This is a genomic window from Alteromonas sp. G4i35 (assembly GCF_054960375.1).
The window spans coordinates 79,289-98,627 of the sequence record NZ_JBHNZD010000023.1 but is presented as its reverse complement, the minus strand read 5'-3'; the positions used below and the strand labels follow the sequence as shown (position 1 = coordinate 98,627).

The following is a 19,339-nucleotide window of genomic DNA, read 5'->3' as shown; positions in this document are numbered from 1 at the left end:
AACGGGATAAATCCATATCTTTGTATAGTGGCGCGACTTCGCTGTAGCCGTTGAACATTTGGGTGTCGATGCGATTTCTGGCAAGTAGCCCACCTGTGGTTATTCTACGCTCACTGGCTTGGCTCCACCTTGGGTGTGACACGTTTGGGTTCACATTAGCGTAAAAGCCATACTCGTTGGCGGCCAGTCGACTCCATGTGGTAGGAGGCTTCTTGTCGGTCAGGCGAATTCTCACAATAGACTTAATGCTTTTAAAACCATACTTCCACGGTACAACAAGCCTGATAGGCGCGCCGTTTTGAGGTGGCAAGGTCTTCCCGTAAAGACCAACCGACATGAGCGTTAACGGGTGCATAGCTTCATCAAGACGCAAACCCTCTACGTAAGGGTAATCAATACCACCACCGGTAAAGCGGCTTCGTTGACCGGGCATTTGCTCAGGGTCGTATAGGGTTTCAAATGCCACATATTTGGCTGACATTAATGGATCGGCTTGTTTTAACAACGCCCCCAACTCAAACCCAATCCAAGGCACCACCATCGACCATGCTTCCACACAGCGCAAGCGGTAAATGCGTTCTTCAAGGGGAAAACGCTTTGTCAAGGCATCGTGATCAAGCTCAATGGGGTTTTTAACCATCCCGTCAACTTTTAACGTCCATGGATTAGTTTGAAATTCAGTCGCATTTTTGGCTGGTGCATCTTTAGATGTGCCAAACTCATAGAAGTTGTTGTAGCTGGTCACTTTATCTTCAGGCGTTCGGGTTTCCGTTATTTGAAACTTAGGGGGCTGACTAAACTCCAGCGCCTTTCCCTTAAACACTGCCTTCTCTTCTTCATCTTCCCAAAACCAACCGGCAGCGCCTGCCGACTTCGCCAACAGCGTAGACGCTCCCACAAAGCCCATAGATTTGAGCAATGAACGGCGACTCTTGTAAACGTCTTCATTAGTTACGTCGTTATCAGTTAATTTTACTGAGGGTTTAAATGGTTTTGGCATTACGTCACCTAAATTATGATAAGACTATGAGAAATGGTCGTCACTTCGCCCAGTACATTTAGCTACGTTAATGTAACGAGTAAGTTCAACATAATAAAAAAGACCGAGAGTACGGTCTTTTTATTTCAATTAATTTGGAAAAACAAAACAATCTACATATGCAGACTATCTTGAATACCGCCTTGTTTAGGTGAAAAGATATTGCTGTATAGGCGAGATGCGAATTCATCGGTCATACCCGATATATAGTCAGCGAGAACGCGCATACCATTGCCGCTCTCACAGGCCTTACGCCAGCGAACTTGGGTGTTTTCGGGAAGTAAGCGGTCAGGATCTGATGCAAAGGCTTCAAAAAGCTCCATAACCACCAGCTGTCCTTTGTATTCAAGAAGCTGCACATCGGGGCGGCGTATTACTTTGTTAAACACAAAGCGTTTGAAAAGCTCCAAGGCTTGTGCAAAATGTTCAGGCATTACGGCGTTGAACGCCAGTAACGGGTGAGCGAAACCCTCAACGCCTTTTATTTCAATAGCTGTAATAAAGCTATTTACCAGCGCGCCTATGGCATTTTTTCTTTCGTGATGTGCAGCGCTAAATAGCTTATTGGTTAGCACTTCTATATTGTCTGACAGCCACGGTACATCTAGCGCTTTTAGCGGCGTGGTTACATCCTCGACAAAGTGATGCTTGTCGACCATATCCATTACAATGGCATCTTCTAAGTCGTGAATGCCATAGGCGATATCGTCAGACAGCTCCATAATTGAGCAGTCGAAGGATTTAAATTGCGTTTTACTGTGTGCATTCAGTTTTGCAGTAAACTGCATAAACCCATCTTTATCTTCATTGCTAAATGGCGCAAGTAGCCAGTCGAATAGGGGCTCATCGCAGCGAAACAGACCTTTTGGCGGATGCCAGTCGTGGGCCTTTACCTGACGAAGTGAAACAGGGCGCTCTGGCGTAGGTCCTTTACTATGAAGGGCATCGATAAAATTCGGATATTTAACCAAGCCTAACACGCTTCTTCTGCATAAATTCATGCCGTGTTCGGCGGTATAGGGCTCTAGCTGAGTGATGATCCTAAAAGTTTGTCCGTTTCCTTCAAACCCGCCGTATTGGTGCATCATGTAATTAAGCGCAATTTCACCACCATGGCCGAATGGGGGATGACCAATATCGTGAGCCAAGCAGAGGGTTTCGATTAACGTAGGATCAAGCGCCAACGTAGTGGCAATATCCGGAAATTTTCCGCAAAGCTGGGCGGTAATACCGGTGCCAATTTGGGCGGCTTCTAGAGAGTGGGTTAGTCGAGTGCGATAGAAGTCGCTCAGCCCCACACCGAGCACTTGGGTTTTTGCCTGCAATCTACGAAAGGCAGCGCTGTGAAGAACGCGCGCTTTATCACGTTGATACGGATTGCGATGATCGCCGTCTCTTGTTTCGCTACGGGGTAAACGACGCTCGTGTAATGCTAATTCCCAATCGCTTGTTGCCAAAAAAACCTCGCTGCCTTGCTGTGTATGCTACTTCTTTTCGTCAGTACAGTGATTTAAGCGCTGTTAATCGCCTCGCTCACATATCGTCTTGCGTAATTTCATCAAGACTTAAAGAAAAGCTTGGTACGTAACGCGTTAAGAAGTAGTCTACTTCTTCAGAATGATACTCTTTAAGGGTTTTATCTAATCGTTTTTTAGCCAGCTTAAACTCTTGGTTACCAGCAGCTAATTCTTCAAGCGTTTTTAGATAAGCGCAAAGTACGTCTGCTGCTTTCACAATAAAAGCTTCTTCTTCACTATGGTAGTGATGATCAATAAGCGCCGCATAGTCTTCTCGAAATGCCTCTGGTGCCATTTCAATTAGCTTGTTCTCTGCAATTTTTTCGATCTTTTTATATTCTTCTTTAATCGCAGGGTTAAAGTATTTCACTGGGGTAGGGAGGTCTGTACTAAATCTCATTTTACTCAAAGTGTACAAATTTGAAGTTTTATAAAATCGCTTTGTCACCCGTCCCATGTAGTGTAGGGTTGAGTTAGTCAGATTAATGTACACTTCTACCACAGATTGCACTCAAAATATTGAATATGTACGCTTATATACTACATTCATCCTACTACAGTGTACGTTAGAACTGAACACTTCCTTATTTTGCTATAAAAGCATTAACCTAACGTTCCCCAGAACTCATCATCAGCTACGCTGTAGTCAAACTTGCCGTCCAGTGTTTCGAGGATAAGTGAAGCGACTTTCACATAATGTTTGTATGTTGTTTCAAAATCCTCGTGGCCGATCTGTTCTTTAAGTATTTCGGCAACTGTTATATCAAACACATGATTTGATATCTGCTCTCGCGTTAAGTGACGAATTAAAAAGCGAGTAATGAACCATCCCCGCCCATCATGAAAAGTGAATTTGAAATTTTCTAAGTGCTTTTCCTTTTGTGCCCATGTAACCTGACTGATTTTTTTCGGAGTTACAGGTTCACCTTTCTTGGTTAAAAAGAATATTGAATTGATTGGCGGGCGTTCATGCTCTGGAAGAGTTTTACGGTACTCCAAAAACTTAACTTTTCGTTCATGGTAAAGTGGCAAATAATTTTCGCATATCGCTTTCCAAGCAGCGAGGTTCACTTGAACGGTGCGCTTTTTGCCTTTTTCTCTGATTGAAAACTCGAATGTTTTAGATGAGTTGGGTATGGTTGCTAAAATATCAGGATAAGTGCGTATGTGGGCGTTGTGCCCTGTACCAATATAAGGGAATTGACAAACTCCTTCTTCTCGCATGCCAGTAGCCAGGCTAAGCATTAAACAAGCGCCATAGACTGGGTCAGAGTAAGCGCCTAAAAGACTGGTAATATCTTCATTTGACATACAGTACAACTTACGGGTTCTTTGATATTTGTTTTTTTCCGTACTGATGTTTTCTAGCCCCGAATCTTGAGATACTTGTTGTGTTTTTCGTTTCTGCTTACTGTATTTTTTGAAATCTAAACGCCAGCTTTTGCTGTTACTTTTGTCGTTTAACGATTTCTTTTGAAATCTTACTGGTAGGTCGTTATCTGCTGCCCATGTATAAAATTCCATTACAAGCGAAGCTTGATTGTAAATAGTTTCATCTGACGGCGATGTCTTCTTGAGTTTGTCTCGGTTTCGGACCCGATAACGTTGCCATCGCTTTATGTACGTCGTTGAGGCGCTAAGCCAAAAGTCCGAAGAGTATCTAATTTCCTTAGGAAGTGTTTTATATAGATAGGTGAAAAAGTTCTTTAGATTATTGGCATAGTTTTCACTTGTTTTTAAACTACTTGTGCATTTTTCTTTCAAGTAGATATTAACGTAACTCAACAGGTGTTTTTCATTGCCCAAGTTTGCGATTAATATGTGGTGCTGAAAGGGGGCGTTATCGTAGTTGTAACTAATGAGCTCTTTAGTGATATGCATAAGCAACAGAAGATTATAGGCAAGTCAGAATTTAACTATAAAACACTGGTAATAATTTTGCTCGGATAAGCAGGTTACTAGTCAATCGAATCTACTGTTGATTTGGGTAGCAGTTCATATACTTCACATTTAAGTACGAACGCCAATCTGTATAGTAATTCGATAGAAATATTAGCTTTACCTCGTTCTATCCTACCCATATAACTTCTATCAACCTTTGCGAGCAGAGCAAAGGCTTCCTGAGTCATACCTGACTCAACTCTTTTCTCTTTAATTAAGCGTCCAACATCGTACCTAATACTGTTCATAGATATACTGAAAGTGATGTAAACGTCAGACTATCTAGTCTTGTTGCTTAATCGTCCACGGACTATAATCCTCATTAGGTGATTTAAAGTAAATCAATCGGGTACTTGGTTTTATAACGACTGGATAGCTAAGTGAACAATTCTTATGTAAACGAGAAAAATTATTCAGACAAAAATAATCTACCTATTTTCGCGTTGGTTGCAGCTAATGTATGTGGCAAAGATGTTAGCAACATCTCTTTAGCTGCTGATGAGTATGCAAACTTTATTGTTGAGCAGACAAGCCACCTTTTCATAAACAATCCACAAAATGACTGTATATCTTCAGCCATGGTGTGCCAGATCAGTGAAATTGTTACACCAGAATATGCCCTTAGTGCAGGCAATATCCATAGCTATAAGATGAGAGGTGTGGATCTAACATCCATAATTTCTAAAAAGCTGTCAGTATCTGTATGTAAATCTGTCAAATGTAGATTCATTTCAGATAGAGGGGACCTCACGCTTGTAAGCACGTCCGAACATGTGAACTATTTGGAAAACCAAATAAATTCCTTTGTCTATAAACAGTTAAGCTTCAATAGCAGACGTCAACTTATTGGTGTGATTTGTGTAGAGAATTCAATTCCACTCAAAGTTATCCCGACTTTGTCTGTTATTAATCATCTTGTGAAATTTGGACTGAAGTTGACGATTCCTTTATCAATAAGATATCCAGCAAAACTACCAGACATTTGGAAATGTATTAACCAAACAAAACCAAAGACATCGAGTGAGTTGGATAGATGTTTAGCTTCTCTGGCTAAACGAGTGTTGATGACTTCAACATTTCCTAATCTACCATCTAAATCTATTCATTTTTATCCTCAGTTGCCTGCAAATAGAGCGGTTCCTCCATTGTTTTATATTCGAACAGGAGTTAATGGAAATGGGAGTAAACTTGGATTTCAAGTGTCGATGACAACCTGCCGTCCTTTTGTGAATGGAAGTTCAGATGTTGTTGTTTTTAGGTTGACTAATGAATATTCTAATGACGCACAACGCTTTGAAAACAAAATCAAGTTCGCGTTAATGCAAAAGGGTATAACACCTATTGAAAGAAACTCAGATCACTACAGTCTTACTTATCATGAGTTAGTCATTGAGATTCTTGGCGTTGTTGATACACATGCTGAAATTTTGAATTCCGTCACTAGCTTTCACTTTAGCGACTCTCTAACGATATACTCGGCACCTCGGTTTGCGAAGGCACAAATCTTAAGTGACAAAAACCAATCTGGTAAGGTCCCACCTAAAAATGAGATAGATGTAGCACAAGTTATTGAGAGAAGTACATTTGACTGGCTACTAAAAATGTTAACTTATCATTCGGCAACATTTGGATATGATATTACCGTAAATAAAAAACGGGATAACTAATCATTATCCATATGTGTGGGACGTTAACATATCAATGTTGGTAGCTAGGGAAAAGTAAAGTGAGAGATTTAACCAGTGTGTTGCATCTATCGATTGAATTCATAGTGAGAATCGGACAGCCTGCAAGTAGTCTGATAATCTGGATTTAAGCTGGCTTTCGATCTACATAGGATTTTGATAACAAAGGAACAAGGATGAAATTACAGTCAATTCGACTTTCAAATTTTCAAAGTTTTGGTGCAGAACCAACAGAACTGACACTGGAAGATGTTACTTATCTGATTGGCCCCAACGGCTCAGGTAAGACTGCTGCACTCCAGGCTTTGTGCCGACTGTTCGCATTTGATCCAGCATTACGTCGTATTCAGCGCTCAGACTTCCATGTCCCGCACGATGAACAAGAAGCGCCAGAAGAAAGGCTGTTATGGATTGAGGCGGACTTCGTGTTTCCCGAGTTGGAGGGTGAAGAAGATAACTCAACCGTTGCTCCTCATTTCAGTCACATGCGCCTTGATGACCCTGATGGAATCCCGAGGGTACGGTATCGCCTAAGTGCCACTATGGGCCTAGATGGGGATATTGATGAGACTTTTGTGTATGTGCTTGAAGCTAACCCGGATGGTTCACCTCTAAATCCCGAAGCTGTACCCCGATCAGAACGAAATCACATACAAGTCCACTATCTTCCCGCAAGAAGAGATCCTACTGACCACATTGCATACGGAACGAGCGCGCTGCTTGGCCGATTGCTACGTGCCGTGAACTGGCAAAATGAACGAGAAGAGGTCAAAGGGTTCACTGACCAGATTAGCGAGAGTTTGGCTGCTAACCCATCGGTCAATGCTTTTAGTGCCCACTTGAAGAAAACATGGAGCACCCTTCATAAAGGTAGCTACTTTACAGATCCCAAGATTACTTTTGTGGCATCTGAGATCGAGGCGTTGCTTCGTCATTTGTCCGTTTCATTCTCGCCTGGACATGATGAAAACTTTGTCGATTTTTCTCGACTCAGTGACGGCCAGAAGTCAATGCTATATCTGTCATTGGTTCTTTCATCTCAAGCAATTGGGCGTTCTGTCCTTGCCGGTGAGGACGTCTCTTTTGACCCAGAAAAATTGCGTCCGCCAGTCTTCACTTTGATTGCCCTTGAGGAGCCAGAGAACAGCCTCTCGCCTCACTATTTGGGGCGGATTGTCAGCGCTCTGAGCGCCATGACGAGCAACGAGGATGCTCAGGCCCTAATCGCTACGCATGCTCCGTCAATGTTACGACGTGTTGATCCGGAACATATTCGATATCTTCGACTTACCGAAACCCGGCAATCAAGAATTAAGAAAATCCAATTACCCGCTAAAACCGATGAAGCGCACAAGTTTGTACGCGAGGCTGTCCAGGCATTCCCTGAAATCTACTTCTCGCGTTTGGTTGTGTTGGGTGAAGGGGATAGCGAAGAAATTGTACTACCGCGCCTTTTTCAAGCAAAAGGAGCCCCAGTTGATGAATCAGCGGTTACGATTGCTCCGCTTGGAGGTAGGCATGTAAACCATTTCTGGCGTCTGTTATCCGCACTGCAAATCCCATTTTTGACTCTTCTAGATTTAGATGTGGGCAGATATCAAGCGGGCTGGGGAAGAATAAAGTATGTAAATAACCAACTTGGTTTGTATCAACCTGAAAAGGTACTACCAACTACTTTTTCTTTATCAGATTGGAATGATGACAAAGTACCTGTTCGTACACATCATTTCTTTGAAAACGGCACTAAGAGTGTATTTTCAGAGCTGGAAACACGTGGTGTTTTTTTCTCATTTCCAATGGATTTAGATTTTTCAATGCTTCTTGCTTTCTCTAATGCGTACGGTGTTCAGCGGGAGGTTTCAGATGAGTCTACGATTAAAGCCGTTTTGGGCAAGAGCCATCATGGCTCATACCAATACAGCGGAGACGAGTTAAATCTTTTCTCTACGTATCACAAGCTTTTTAAACTGGGTAGTAAGCCCGCTGCGCATATAGATGCTCTTGCTCAACTGAGCAACGAGGAATTGCTGGCGAACATGCCAGGATCATTTGGACGACTTGCAGATGCAGTGATAGCCAAGCTTGCGGAGCTGCCCGAGTGATTGCTGTAGATGCATGGTTGCCTTCGGATGGGCTAACACTTGAACCTAATGCTCTGCTGGCTGCGAAGGAACAAGCGCGCTGTCTTGCACTGACAGCGGGTCCGGGAGCGGGCAAGACGGAAATGCTTGCACAGCGAGCTGACTTCCTCCTCCGAACCGGAACCAGCCGTTATCCTAAGAGAATACTCGCTATTTCTTTCAAAGTTGACGCCAGCAAAAACTTGAAGGAGCGAATCCAGCGACGCTGTGGACAAGAATTGGCTTCCCGTTTTGAGAGCTACACATTTCATGCGTTTGCAAAGCGTATTATTGATCGCTTCCGAGTAGTGCTTACTGGTAATGATGCTCTGGATATGGATTATTCGATTGGCGAAAGAAAAGTCACAAGAAGGCAAATTACATTTCATGATCTTGTGCCGCTAGCAATTCAAATTCTCAAGGCCTCTGCTGTCGCAAGAAATGCCATACGCCAAACTTACAGCGATGTTTTCTTGGATGAATTCCAAGATTGCACGGATCAGCAATATGAGCTCGTGAAGGTAGCCTTCCAAGGTACGAGCATTCGTCTCACTGCTGTCGGTGATACCAAGCAGAAAATCATGGGATGGGCAGGTGCTTTGGACGGAATTTTCCAAACGTTCGCTAGGGATTTTTCAGCGGTCCCATTAAACATGTACCGAAACTTTCGTTCAAAACCACGCCTGCTTAGGATGCAGAACGAGATTATTCGCGTGCTCGATCCGGCTTCCGTCATGCCAGCTCACCAACTTGCTGGTGAAGAGGGAGAGGTCTTCGCGTGGCAATTCGAGAATGCCCAGGGAGAAGCTGAGTACTTGGCCGATTTGATTGCCGGGTGGATAAGAAATGAACAGGTTCCGTTATCCGAAATCGCCGTATTAGTGTCCAAACAACTAGATCTTTACGCCAATCAACTGATGGTGGCATTGGAAGTTAGAGGGATACCGTACCGGAACGAGCAGGAGATGCAGGATATTACTGTCGAACCTGCCGCAAGGCTCGTTGTTGACTATTTGTCCTGCCTCTATGGCCAGCGAGAGCCCAAAGCCTGGATTCGACTGATGAATCAATTGATTCCCTTTGCCGATGATGAGGTGCAATCTAGCGCTAGGCAAAGCTTCCAACGCTTCTTCAAGGAGCAGAGAAAAATCATCGCCATGACCGAGCTGTTGGATGAGCCTTTTTCTGGATGGTGGGATTCTGTATGTAGCTTTCTGAATAAAATAGGTATGGAGACTCTTGTTGCTCTCTCGCCTGACTATGAGTCACATGCCAGGTTAGGTGAAGTTGTGAGAGATACCAAAGCGCGCATTGAAGAATTGCTTGAACTTGAGCCTGATTTACCCCAGGCATTGACTCGTTTCTCTGATGATCAGGCTATACGGATACTGACTATCCATAAGAGCAAAGGACTAGAGTTCGACTCAGCGATAATTATGGCCATTGAGAACGAAATTTTCTTTGGCGATCATGATGCTAATCGGTGTGCTTTCTTTGTTGGTGTATCGCGAGCTAAACGACGTTTGGTACTTACATATGCTATTGAAAGAGAAAGACCACACAATCATGGCGGTCGTTGGGTTGTGCGTCGAACTCCCCAGCAAGAATATATTAACTTTGCTCTGCCTTTTGTAAATGTTGTAAGTGGGAGTTAGTGTTAAATATAATTCTAACCACTAAACCATAATTCGCTGGTAGAAAGTTGAAATATAATGAGTATTAAAATGGAAAAACCGATGTCAACGTGGGAGCTGTTTGAGGATTTAGTAAAGCGAATTCTCGAAGCAAATGACTTTCAAATAACGCCCAACTTGACAAGGGGTGAAAAAGGATTTGATTTTCTAGGACAATTCGGTGGGGAGAGCTGGGCTATAGAGGTTAAGTACTATAGAACGGCAAAGGTTAGGTCATCTTTAATTGAATCCGCAGCATCGCGAGTAATCAATAACGGAATTGGCCTTAATACTGATAAAGGAATGTTGGTTGTATCAAGCTTCTTACCTAGCAATATAAGGCTTTTTCTTGAAGATAAATTTAAAATTATCTTTGTAGATCAAGTGGATCTAAGGAAGTTTGCGTCTGCGAAACCCTCCTTAATTGATGAGCTAGACGCACTTTTAGAGCTTGGGCCGGAATTTGTTGAAAAGAAAAGCTCAAGTAAATCTGATCTACGTGATTCTAGTGTCAAATTATCTGAGGCTACGAGTCCTCCTGTTGATAAAAAGGGAACGGATCTCTGCGAGGAACTCAGGTTGTTAAAAAGGGGAAAATCTACTTGGTCTAAATACGAAGATATCTGCGAAAGAATTCTCAAGTATCTCTTTCCAAATGATCTCCAAGGATGGCACAAACAAAAAAGTACAGATGGTGGAACTAATCGGTATGATTTTGTTTGTAGGGTTCGTCCGAATACAGAGTATTGGCGCTTTCTTGTAGATCACTTAAATAGCCGTTATGTAATATTTGAGTTTAAGAACTATTCAGAAAAGATTAAACAAGGCCAGGTGCTTACAACAGAGAAATATCTTCTTGAAAGAGGGTTAAGAAAGGTTGCGATAATGTTTACTCGCCTCGGAGCAGACAGAAATGCAATGAGTATGATGCAAGGAGCTATGCGAGAGCATGGAAAGTTGATCCTAGCCTTGGATGATGAGTCAGTATGCAAAATGTTGCATATGAAGGAGCAAGGGGAAGATCCGACAGATTTCTTGTTTGAGTTGACTGATGACTTCCTGTTGTCTCTGCCGCGCTAGATTCCAAACAATTGAGTCTTTATGGATATTCGCAAGCTTGTGCCTATTAATCGGCACTGGCTATCGGTTAAATTCAATATTGATTCCTCGATCCAACAAACATTACCGTCCAATAATGTCACAGAACCGCCCGTCGACTCTAACTCATAAATGTCCATTAACAAGCTAGAGCGGCCGTCTTCTTTACGTTCACAGCGGCCATTTTTAATTATTCAGTATCAACGGCTGCTATTGGCCCAAACTTACTGGCTGATTTAGTGCCACTCTATAATGAAAACTGTCAGATGAAGTTGTGTCTAGTTAACGTTAAAGCCTCATTTTCCACTTTGGTATATCAGTGCTGATGGACCGCTTTCCTCACTATATCACTAATCAATCCGCGTTAAGCTTTCGAGGATTGAAAATCATAATCCCATCGAACTTATCGTCACTACCAGCGAACTGTCTATGTTCGTATATGTCCTCCACAAGCTCTTGGGATATACCTAAGCGAGTCGACTTTAAGAAAAGCTTTGCCCTGCTGGCGCTGGAATCAGCTGCGATGTATATGCAAGGGAACTCAAGTAAATCAATAAAACTTTTTCGTTTTAAGGGGTTGATAATGTTTGTTTCCACAATGACAATATTGCCATCTCTCGGTACAAAGGGGAATTGCTCAAACTTACAGCTGAAGAAGGGTTGAAAAAATATGACCAGGCTAGGCTTTGTAAGCTGAATGTGTGTAATTGCCCTTTGCAATAAAGCATCTTCTGTCTCAACTAATAACTTTTTTAGCTCTTTAAGTGGATATGTTTGTTCACTGGCTTTGAGAAGCAACGAGTAATCGGCACTCAAGTGCTCAACTTTCGCACCGCTACCTAAGATAGTAGTATTTATCTTTAACTCTGCTAGTTCGAATTCGAGGTTAGAGTGTTTTCTAATCAATTCTTTGTTTTGGCTTATCAGCTCTCGGCTTTGTTTTCGAAGTTTATGCAGTTCAGCTTCGTCAGTAATTACTGAAAAATTATTCAGATCCGCTTTCATTAGGGTAGAAAACGTTTTATTTCGTTCTTTTTCGATAATGTCCTGTGTTTGCTTGTCTTTTTCTATCAATTGTTGTTTGAGTTGTCTTATTTTAGACTCAAGTTGCATCTGATCGCTGATAGATTCTGAATCTGGGAAGTCTTTTAAGACACTTTTTTTACCTTTTATGTAGTCAATGAGGTCAGAATAATCTTCGTAAATTGAAGACCGACTAACATGTGCCTCTCTGGCAACTTGAGTGATCCCAAACTTTGTTTCTCCAGTTTGTGCTTGAAGCAATTTGATCGTATTGATGATCTTATCGTGATTAGTGTTAGTGTTTTTCCGAGGGAGTAAGTGGCTATAGTGTTTGTTCAGTTTTCCTAATGAAATCCCTAATTCACTGGCGACTTTGGTTGAAGAAAAGCTGCGTTCGTTTTGCACTAACTCTATCATGGCCAATACAGTTTCTTCAGTTGGGAGATAGTCCTTCATCAATTAACCATTCTTTGCTTAACAAGGTTTTGCTCGATTGAAGTTGCCAGTGCAATGTTTTCTTCAATTTCACTTTGGTAATACCGGCGTAAGACTTCACTCGCCGTATCAGGTAAGTGATTCAATTTGACTCGATAGTAGTCAGCTTGTTTTCGAATATTTTCTGCGGATTCCTCCGAATGAAGTATGTTGGGGCAATTTTTGTAATCGCAGAATTTGGGCTGTGGAGTAAGCTGATCATTTTTCAGTGTACAGGGGAGTTGCTTATTTTTTAGTTCTCCCTCTGTCAGGCAAAACGCGCCGATTGGAAGTTTGCTCACATAGACTTGCACTCCGGATGATTGCAGGTCATCCAAGAAAGTTTCTAGTTTCGTATTTAGGATCTGGCCTTTAAAATGCTTGTTGTTAGCCCGAGAGTGTATTGATTTTTCGACGTTGCCAACTAACTCTCCTTCAAATATTTTGTCAAAAACCTCTAGGAGTTCTTCTGCATAATTGTGCTCTATTAGTTCAATTATATTGGACATCAATAGCTTATTGCTCAATATATAAGTCAATGTCATTTTGAAACTTTTGTGTCCAAAAAGCTGGCGGATTAAATCTATGTTTTTCTCATCCCTTGATATCAGAATCCAAGCGATTGATTTTCTTAGTTGATGTGGATGGCCGCATTCGGTTGAAAATTCGGTGGTAAAGCAGCGGATATCTTTAGTGATGGTTGCTATTTTGATCTTTTCATATCGTTTCTTCGTCAGCTTGTCACTAACGATTAGGTAGTTACTACACAGTTCGTCTCTTGTATGTTGAAAAAGCTTGTCTAATACGTTTATCGCGTCGGCGACTATTTTAGGAACAGGAATTATATCCTTACGCCCCTCACTAATAGGTTCATCCTCGGTCTTGAATCGCACAATATTTATCCACCAATATGTACCATCGTAGTGGGGTGTTTGATGCGGAAGTTCAGCAATTTCTCTTCTTCTTAAACCAGCAAAAAAAGCGATAATATAAATGCATGCCCGTTTTAGCTGAATGACTTGAGGCCGTATTTCATCAATGTTCAACCAGGTTCTGGGTTGAAATCCACTTGCATAACCTTTAGACCGAACCATTTTGCTATTTTCTTGTATCGCAAACAGCGGTTTTCCGTTTTCTCTTTGTTTTGGTATTTCAAGTTTTTGAAGTTTCTTGAAAGTGCCTTTAGTCATTCCGTCCTTTCTCACAAGAGTGAGTTTGCATTCTTTATCATTATGTCGAGGCCGATTTTTAATAATGTTATGAGCTTCAATAATATTTTTAGAATAGATTTCTACGTAGTCTTTTGCTTTATCAAAACAGCTCTTTAACGTATCGGGCTCCAATGGTAACCACGTTCCTTGTTCGTTGTCGCGCAGCTCGTATATTCTTTTGCGGTCTTTCTTATCTATGATTTCATGTGAACTGTAGGCTAGTTTGCACCAGGTAGGTAACATCCTATATTGACTAATTTTGTGCCAGTTGCTGAGCAGCCTGATAGTACTTTCTAAGAAGTAAAAGTTTCCATTTTTGGGGTTCAACTCGGCTAGACGTATCGAGTCACGAATTAGATCAATCCATTGCTGCTTAGCTATGTTTTCTAGCTGAGTTTTATTTGTAATTTGCTCGTGGTATAGAAACTTAATAACTAAATTTTTTACGGCAACGTAAAATGACTTTGTTGTTTTGTAGCTTTTTATCCTGTCGTTCAGTAGGTGGGGCATGAACGAATAAGTTAGGTTTTTATGGAGAGTTTTTAACGCTGGAAACCTGTTGATCGATACCCCTTGATCAATGTTGTAAGAAAAATTGAATAGCTCATGCTCACTCTGATTATATTGTATTCTCCAGTCATCTGACTTTTTAAAGAAGATTCCTGGTGCTATTTCAAAGTCATCTGCATCCGGCAAAGTAGCTAAATTTACTAATTCCACCTCAGTTTCCTTTTACCAAATGTAGCCAGATTAAAAACTTTCGGATATAACGGGAGGAAGCAAATAGCCTTCGACAAATGTCCTGTCCATAGCTTCCTGTATTTGGTCCTGATATGGCCATGACTCTATAACTTCTTTTGATGCTATAAACTCATCCTCGTAAAGTTTGCCGAATACATCTTCTCTTAAGGATGACCGCTGCTGCTTTAGATAGAGAAACCTATCTACAATAAATGGGATATTGTCTTCGAATACCGTTGCTTGACTACAGTTAAGGCACTTGTTGAACATATGACACGGCGTGTCAATTTTGCTGTCATTAGACCAATCGGGCTTATTGGGATCTTTACAGACTGAAAGCGGTGATTCGCCAGCATGTTCGGTAAAAATTGTTATGATTTGGTCTTGCAAAGTCTTTTTAGAGCGCAGCGGAACAAGAGTTGCTCGGAAGCTGTTATCCTTAATACTTCTCTCTATCGCGTTAAGCTCCTCTGCCAGCTTTTCTTTTCTGATTTGCTGAAAATGAGCATCATCTTTGTAATATTCATCTGTAAGCGATGAGTCTGAATGCCCAAGCAGGGCAACTTGCATTATGGGAGATAAACTCTTGTTCTTCTCAGTTAGGTATAAACTCGTCGGCTTCAATTGTCTTTCGTCAAAACTGAAGCCAAGCACTTTCTGTTGATACCGCTTCCTTGTTTCCGGACACTCACTATTAATAGCTTTTGGATGCATCGCTAACATTGTACTTTTGGCATTATTGAAATTTGAAAAATCATTCAAATAAATAAGGAAAGGGTCCGCTCCTATTTGATCAGTTATATTTTTGTAGTGGATGCCTTTACGAAGTCTGGAAGTGCGCTTAATCCAAAGCTTAATCAAATTGATTGCACTATTCAGGTTCTCTTTGTTGCTTGGCCATACAAGAGACTTATCAATTACATCGATGGCACTTTCAGATTGCTGTCCTTTACATTTGCGGCTATGTACTAGAGTTGTTTTGCTTGAATTGTTCGGAAACCATATTTCAAAGTCGTTGATATCAATATTTTTAACGATATCTGGTGTCCATGCGGCTTCTAATTCGATAGCCCAGCGAATGCAATAAGCTTCTGAAAAGCCTGGGTACAGGTAGTTTAAAACATCGTTAAACACCAAGTCTGGATGGTCAGGCAAAAAAGAAGAAGCATTTTTTAGTTTTTGTATTCCCATTCTCTTATAGATTGTGATGAAGGTATTGTACATTTCCTCACATTTAACATTCTTCACTCTCCCATAGTGTTTTCCTGGCAGTGTTTCCTCTGTATCTATAGAACCCGGAAAATCTGGAAATGCTGTATATAGAGTGTAAATCACGTTATTGATTGACTCTTGCCATGTGTAAAAGTACTTCTTGCTGGGAGATTTCCCGAAAAAGTCTGCTCCTGTCTCTTTGATGAGCTGACCGGACTTCAAGGCTTGCTGAACAGTTCGTTCCTTTTCGTAGATTAGATCTATCTCTGTATTCAGGTACTTTTGCAAAGTATCTCTTTTGCGCTGTTCTAAAACTTCAAAATGAGCAGGCGTTGGCTTTTGAGGGACAGGCCAGTACTCAGCGCGGTCGGCAAATTTTACATTTGATAGTTCATCGGTTTGTAATGCTATACAGATCCTACGTACTGCAACACTTTGGGTGTAAACAGCTTTATAGGGTTTGTGTTCCCTCAACCAGTTGAAATATTTTCTAAATTCTATGGCGCCAAAATAAATCGGAATATCAATACCCTTTGAAAGCTCTAGAAATTTAAGAAACCAACTCAGTGCAAGGTAATCAGGCTTTGACTTCTTTTTGTCAATAGTCGATATGAATTCTGATATAACCATCGAAAGAGATTTCATTTCCAAAACTCGGTCAGTTGAATACTTAATATACAGGTAGCATATGAATCTCAAGGTATCAATTTATTTGTCGGTAAGGGGCTGATTATATTGGATTTTGTTATATGTAACGCTCGGATTCTGAGGTAGATAAAGGTTCTAAATATAATTATATTTAAGTGTTACATATAACGTGTTTTACAGAGGATTTTTTAAAGCCAAAGGTGTTTTTAAGGGCCTGGACTGTAGGGTAAATAGGATGAGTTTTAATCAGTGGTTTAGTTTTTAGTATTGTCGAATTTCGATTGTGCTCGTAACCAAAAGTCACAAGATATTCCTGACAATGATTCTAGTTTTTTTGCTAAATCGTTTGTAATATGAAGCTCTTCACCGAGGAAATCAGTTAATTGCCTTTCAGTCAGAGATAAACGTCTAATGATGTCTTTTTCATTTGCACCGTTAACTATGGATTTAAGTAAAAAAAATTGCTCAAAATACCTAGCAGGATGCAACGCAACCTTATCATTTGGGACGCAAATGAAGTAACCACTTTGGTCGTCATCAATAGAATTAGAACCATCTATCAAAGCATCAACATTTAACTTCTGACAGTCTGACATTGTTACCCCTGGAATCAATCATCTTTGGTAGCTACCTTTGGAAAAGGTCAGAATAAATCACTCAAAATCTTCAGGGTTAAGTTCTTCTACACGACATAAATTGCCGTGAGCTTTAATTTGTTCATCATTTAAAGATTGATCTGAAAATTTTTCAAGCTTAATAGAGCGTTTATCTTTCATAAGTGTAAAAAGCAGGATGTCACCAATTTTCAATTTGTTTTCTGCACTGAAATCTTCGTCTGGTGGAAGGGGAATCGCCCCGTTTTTACCAACAGTTACAATCATATCTTAACCTGTTTTTATAGCGTTCAGCTTCTATTATATTGCAATTCCTATTTGTTTTAGAAAGTCTCGTTTTAATATATCGCCTACGCTATGTGGTTGCTTTTTTGTCTAACCTATTCAAGTTGTTTCGTATGTTAATTATATACTGCTTAGAACCCCATCAGTTATCAATTAAGCACAACTTCATGGTTGCTCCATAATCCATGATTAATAATTCTCACGATTGCTTATGCATTGCCAAATTGGCTCTTCATCTTCCCACCAGACCAAGCTCACAAACTGGTCGTCATGGTAATGAAAGGCATGTTCGTAAACCGTCGCATCATCTGCCCAACCTTCACGGCACCATACATTGCCATCTACCTCACCGGGGCCAGAACTTACGCCGTTGACAATCAAGTCATAGATCTTTGAACCCTCAGGAACTCTATCTCTTGGGTAAAAGCATCCAGGTAATTGACTGTTTTTATCAAACAGATACCTGCTTCCGTCTTTGCGGTATATGACAAAGCATCCCATATGGTGATCACTTTTAACCACGCGACGTAAGGTCATCATGAAGCTAGTGTCGAAAGTGGTTTTAACGGAACTCATCAAGTCTAGATTGAAACGACTTCCTGTCAGATGTTCCTTTAACAAATAGGAGGGGACCAATAGCTCGGACGCGTAGCTATTGGCCACATTTTCACGATTGCGTGATATTCCACTGGGGTTTTCCATATCTTTGTGGGTACATAAGTTGCCTACTTTTCCGCGATCTTTAAACCAATGGCCCAGCTCATGGCCGACAGAAAACCGTTTTCTTGGCGCGTCGCTTCCAGAGTTTACAGTAATCGTCGCTCTGTCACCTGCACCAATTATCATTGCTTCACAGCCGTTGAGTGGCTTCTCTAGAACAATAGCTTGTTGTTCAAATGCTATAGCTTCTATATCTATTTCTTTTGCATCTGATATCGCAAATTCGTCAATATATAACGATTCGACAAAATCCTTAATCGCCTTTATCGTCAACGTCGATTACTCCCATAGCTATAAGGTTTGCGATTATTTGATTCGCATCTTCATCCGTGAATTCTGTACCTTCTCTATGCGCGACAGTAAGGTTTTCTGGTAGCTTTTGCTGTTTGAGTAAATCAATCAGGATTGCTTTTGCGTCTTTCCCTTTTTTTGCTAAAAACGCTGCAACGTCCACGGCATCGTGCTTTTTCTTTTCCGCTTCTAATTGTACTCTGGCATCTTTCAATCTGTTCTTTTTTAGTTGTTGTTTGTGCTTTTTCACACTGTCTAGAAATCGAGATTGAGTGGTTTGGATCTCATCAGCCGTTATATTGTATTCAGCCATAAGCTCACTAACGGAAGCACTGGCAATTTTCTCGATCATGATGTCGTCGAGTAAATTGTTCATCTCTTTGTTAGCCATCATCCAGCCTCCTTAAGGTATTTTTGTCCGTTTCTTACGATGCGCCTACGCGTCGTATCATAGGCTTTTTCATCACCAGCAAATACTGACTCTACGATTTCTGACTTATGTTGGCCTTCTTGCGTGGCAGCCAAAAAACGTATCGCGACATCATCCTGACTGAAGTTATTCATCAATACTGTCCATCGTGGGTCGGCAATGCCGTCATCCTCAATGCTCTGGACGTTATCAACTTCTTCATATTCATCAATTGATTCTGCGTGTTTGAAAATCTTTTCTTGATTCCGTTCAGCCATTCCATTGCAGATACTCCGAATCACATTACAAATGGTAACTGTAAGGGGGATATCTTTTGGTACATGCCGATCATCTTCAAGAATTCGCAACAATGCTTCGTTAAACACTTCTTCAGCTTCGATTGCGAGTCCTGATTTTCTAACAATGCGTTTCGACCAGATAACTGCTTTTGTAAGCACATCGTCAGTGTTTGACTCTAACGCCTGCAAGATCTCATCGACCGTGTAGTAGTCGTAGTCCTTCATTTGCTACTCCCTTAGACGGACAAAAAATAATTTCTGGACATTGTCCAGTTTTTTAACTGAGTTCCGCCTTATTAGATATAGGGCAAAACTGCGCGTTTGGATGTTACCGAATTA

At 41.1% G+C, this 19,339-nt stretch carries 16 protein-coding genes and 1 pseudogene; 4 read left to right on the top strand and 13 right to left on the bottom strand.

What is annotated here, in order from left to right; all coding sequences use genetic code 11:
• The 5 genes and pseudogenes from msrP to ACFI6L_RS15405 all read right to left on the bottom strand — a co-directional run.
• A partial coding sequence (gene msrP / locus ACFI6L_RS15425; RefSeq protein WP_462574375.1) for a protein-methionine-sulfoxide reductase catalytic subunit MsrP occupies positions 1-1,000 on the bottom strand: 1,000 nt, incomplete at its 3' end.
• 152 nt (positions 1,001-1,152) lie between these two features.
• Positions 1,153-2,496 carry an anti-phage deoxyguanosine triphosphatase gene (locus tag ACFI6L_RS15420; RefSeq protein ID WP_462557568.1) on the bottom strand — a complete coding sequence of 448 codons (1,344 nt, stop codon included), beginning with the start codon at positions 2,494-2,496 and terminating at the stop codon, positions 1,153-1,155.
• 76 nt (positions 2,497-2,572) lie between these two features.
• Positions 2,573-2,941, bottom strand: a pseudogene (gene yfbR, locus ACFI6L_RS15415) (5'-deoxynucleotidase); the annotation flags it as partial.
• Positions 2,942-3,159: 218 nt separating this feature from the next.
• Positions 3,160-4,080, bottom strand: coding sequence for a site-specific integrase (locus ACFI6L_RS15410; RefSeq protein ID WP_462574374.1), 921 nt, complete (start codon positions 4,078-4,080; stop codon positions 3,160-3,162).
• 434 nt (positions 4,081-4,514) lie between these two features.
• Positions 4,515-4,745, bottom strand: a complete 231-nt coding sequence (locus ACFI6L_RS15405; RefSeq protein ID WP_462574373.1) for a helix-turn-helix domain-containing protein — start codon at positions 4,743-4,745, stop codon at positions 4,515-4,517.
• Positions 4,746-4,877: 132 nt separating this feature from the next.
• On the opposite strand from ACFI6L_RS15405, the gene ACFI6L_RS15400 reads away from it, so the two are divergent.
• The 4 genes from ACFI6L_RS15400 (at position 4,878) to ACFI6L_RS15385 (ending at position 11,055) form a co-directional block, all read left to right on the top strand.
• Positions 4,878-6,164 carry a hypothetical protein gene (locus ACFI6L_RS15400; protein ID WP_462574372.1) on the top strand — a complete coding sequence of 429 codons (1,287 nt, stop codon included), beginning with the start codon at positions 4,878-4,880 and terminating at the stop codon, positions 6,162-6,164.
• A gap of 194 nt (positions 6,165-6,358) precedes the next feature.
• Positions 6,359-8,284, top strand: a complete 1,926-nt coding sequence (locus ACFI6L_RS15395; protein WP_462574371.1) for an ATP-dependent nuclease — start codon at positions 6,359-6,361, stop codon at positions 8,282-8,284.
• Positions 8,281-9,957, top strand: coding sequence for a UvrD-helicase domain-containing protein (locus ACFI6L_RS15390; protein ID WP_462574370.1), 1,677 nt, complete (start codon positions 8,281-8,283; stop codon positions 9,955-9,957). Before ACFI6L_RS15395 ends, ACFI6L_RS15390 begins: the two co-directional genes overlap by 4 nt.
• 69 nt (positions 9,958-10,026) lie before the next feature.
• Complete coding sequence (locus ACFI6L_RS15385; RefSeq protein WP_462574369.1) at positions 10,027-11,055, top strand: restriction endonuclease; 1,029 nt, start codon at positions 10,027-10,029, stop codon at positions 11,053-11,055.
• A 372-nt stretch (positions 11,056-11,427) separates the two neighbouring features.
• On the opposite strand, the gene ACFI6L_RS15380 is transcribed toward ACFI6L_RS15385, so the two are convergent.
• From ACFI6L_RS15380 to ACFI6L_RS15345, 8 genes are all read right to left on the bottom strand, one after another.
• Entirely contained in the window at positions 11,428-12,552 is a 1,125-nt protein-coding gene (locus ACFI6L_RS15380; protein WP_462574368.1) for a hypothetical protein, read from the bottom strand.
• Complete coding sequence (locus tag ACFI6L_RS15375; protein ID WP_462574367.1) at positions 12,552-14,501, bottom strand: tyrosine-type recombinase/integrase; 1,950 nt, start codon at positions 14,499-14,501, stop codon at positions 12,552-12,554. The genes ACFI6L_RS15380 and ACFI6L_RS15375 overlap by 1 nt, the downstream gene beginning before the upstream one ends.
• Before the next feature lie 30 nt (positions 14,502-14,531).
• Positions 14,532-16,379: a hypothetical protein gene (locus ACFI6L_RS15370; RefSeq protein WP_462574366.1), complete on the bottom strand. Its 1,848-nt coding sequence runs from the start codon at positions 16,377-16,379 to the stop codon at positions 14,532-14,534.
• 257 nt (positions 16,380-16,636) lie between these two features.
• Positions 16,637-16,978: a hypothetical protein gene (locus ACFI6L_RS15365; protein WP_462574365.1), complete on the bottom strand. Its 342-nt coding sequence runs from the start codon at positions 16,976-16,978 to the stop codon at positions 16,637-16,639.
• Between the two features lie 57 nt (positions 16,979-17,035).
• Positions 17,036-17,263 carry a hypothetical protein gene (locus ACFI6L_RS15360; protein ID WP_462574363.1) on the bottom strand — a complete coding sequence of 76 codons (228 nt, stop codon included), beginning with the start codon at positions 17,261-17,263 and terminating at the stop codon, positions 17,036-17,038.
• 207 nt (positions 17,264-17,470) lie between these two features.
• Positions 17,471-18,274 carry an ImmA/IrrE family metallo-endopeptidase gene (locus ACFI6L_RS15355; protein ID WP_462574362.1) on the bottom strand — a complete coding sequence of 268 codons (804 nt, stop codon included), beginning with the start codon at positions 18,272-18,274 and terminating at the stop codon, positions 17,471-17,473.
• Entirely contained in the window at positions 18,255-18,686 is a 432-nt protein-coding gene (locus ACFI6L_RS15350; protein WP_462574361.1) for a hypothetical protein, read from the bottom strand. Before ACFI6L_RS15350 ends, ACFI6L_RS15355 begins: the two co-directional genes overlap by 20 nt.
• Positions 18,683-19,225, bottom strand: coding sequence for a hypothetical protein (locus tag ACFI6L_RS15345; RefSeq protein WP_423088869.1), 543 nt, complete (start codon positions 19,223-19,225; stop codon positions 18,683-18,685). Before ACFI6L_RS15345 ends, ACFI6L_RS15350 begins: the two co-directional genes overlap by 4 nt.
• Positions 19,226-19,339: the final 114 nt, after the last annotated feature.

What these genes read in the sequence shown, in the direction of transcription:
- ACFI6L_RS15360 (WP_462574363.1), bottom strand. Translation starts at nt 17,263, where the DNA reads ATGATTGTAACTGTTGGTAAAAACGGGGCGATTCCCCTTCCACCAGAC.
- ACFI6L_RS15385 (WP_462574369.1), top strand. Translation starts at nt 10,027, where the DNA reads ATGGAAAAACCGATGTCAACGTGGGAGCTGTTTGAGGATTTAGTAAAG.
- ACFI6L_RS15345 (WP_423088869.1), bottom strand. Translation starts at nt 19,225, where the DNA reads ATGAAGGACTACGACTACTACACGGTCGATGAGATCTTGCAGGCGTTA.
- ACFI6L_RS15370 (WP_462574366.1), bottom strand. Translation starts at nt 16,379, where the DNA reads ATGAAATCTCTTTCGATGGTTATATCAGAATTCATATCGACTATTGAC.
- ACFI6L_RS15350 (WP_462574361.1), bottom strand. Translation starts at nt 18,686, where the DNA reads ATGATGGCTAACAAAGAGATGAACAATTTACTCGACGACATCATGATC.
- ACFI6L_RS15395 (WP_462574371.1), top strand. Translation starts at nt 6,359, where the DNA reads ATGAAATTACAGTCAATTCGACTTTCAAATTTTCAAAGTTTTGGTGCA.
- ACFI6L_RS15405 (WP_462574373.1), bottom strand. Translation starts at nt 4,745, where the DNA reads ATGAACAGTATTAGGTACGATGTTGGACGCTTAATTAAAGAGAAAAGA.
- ACFI6L_RS15380 (WP_462574368.1), bottom strand. Translation starts at nt 12,552, where the DNA reads ATGAAGGACTATCTCCCAACTGAAGAAACTGTATTGGCCATGATAGAG.
- ACFI6L_RS15365 (WP_462574365.1), bottom strand. Translation starts at nt 16,978, where the DNA reads ATGTCAGACTGTCAGAAGTTAAATGTTGATGCTTTGATAGATGGTTCT.
- ACFI6L_RS15410 (WP_462574374.1), bottom strand. Translation starts at nt 4,080, where the DNA reads ATGGAATTTTATACATGGGCAGCAGATAACGACCTACCAGTAAGATTT.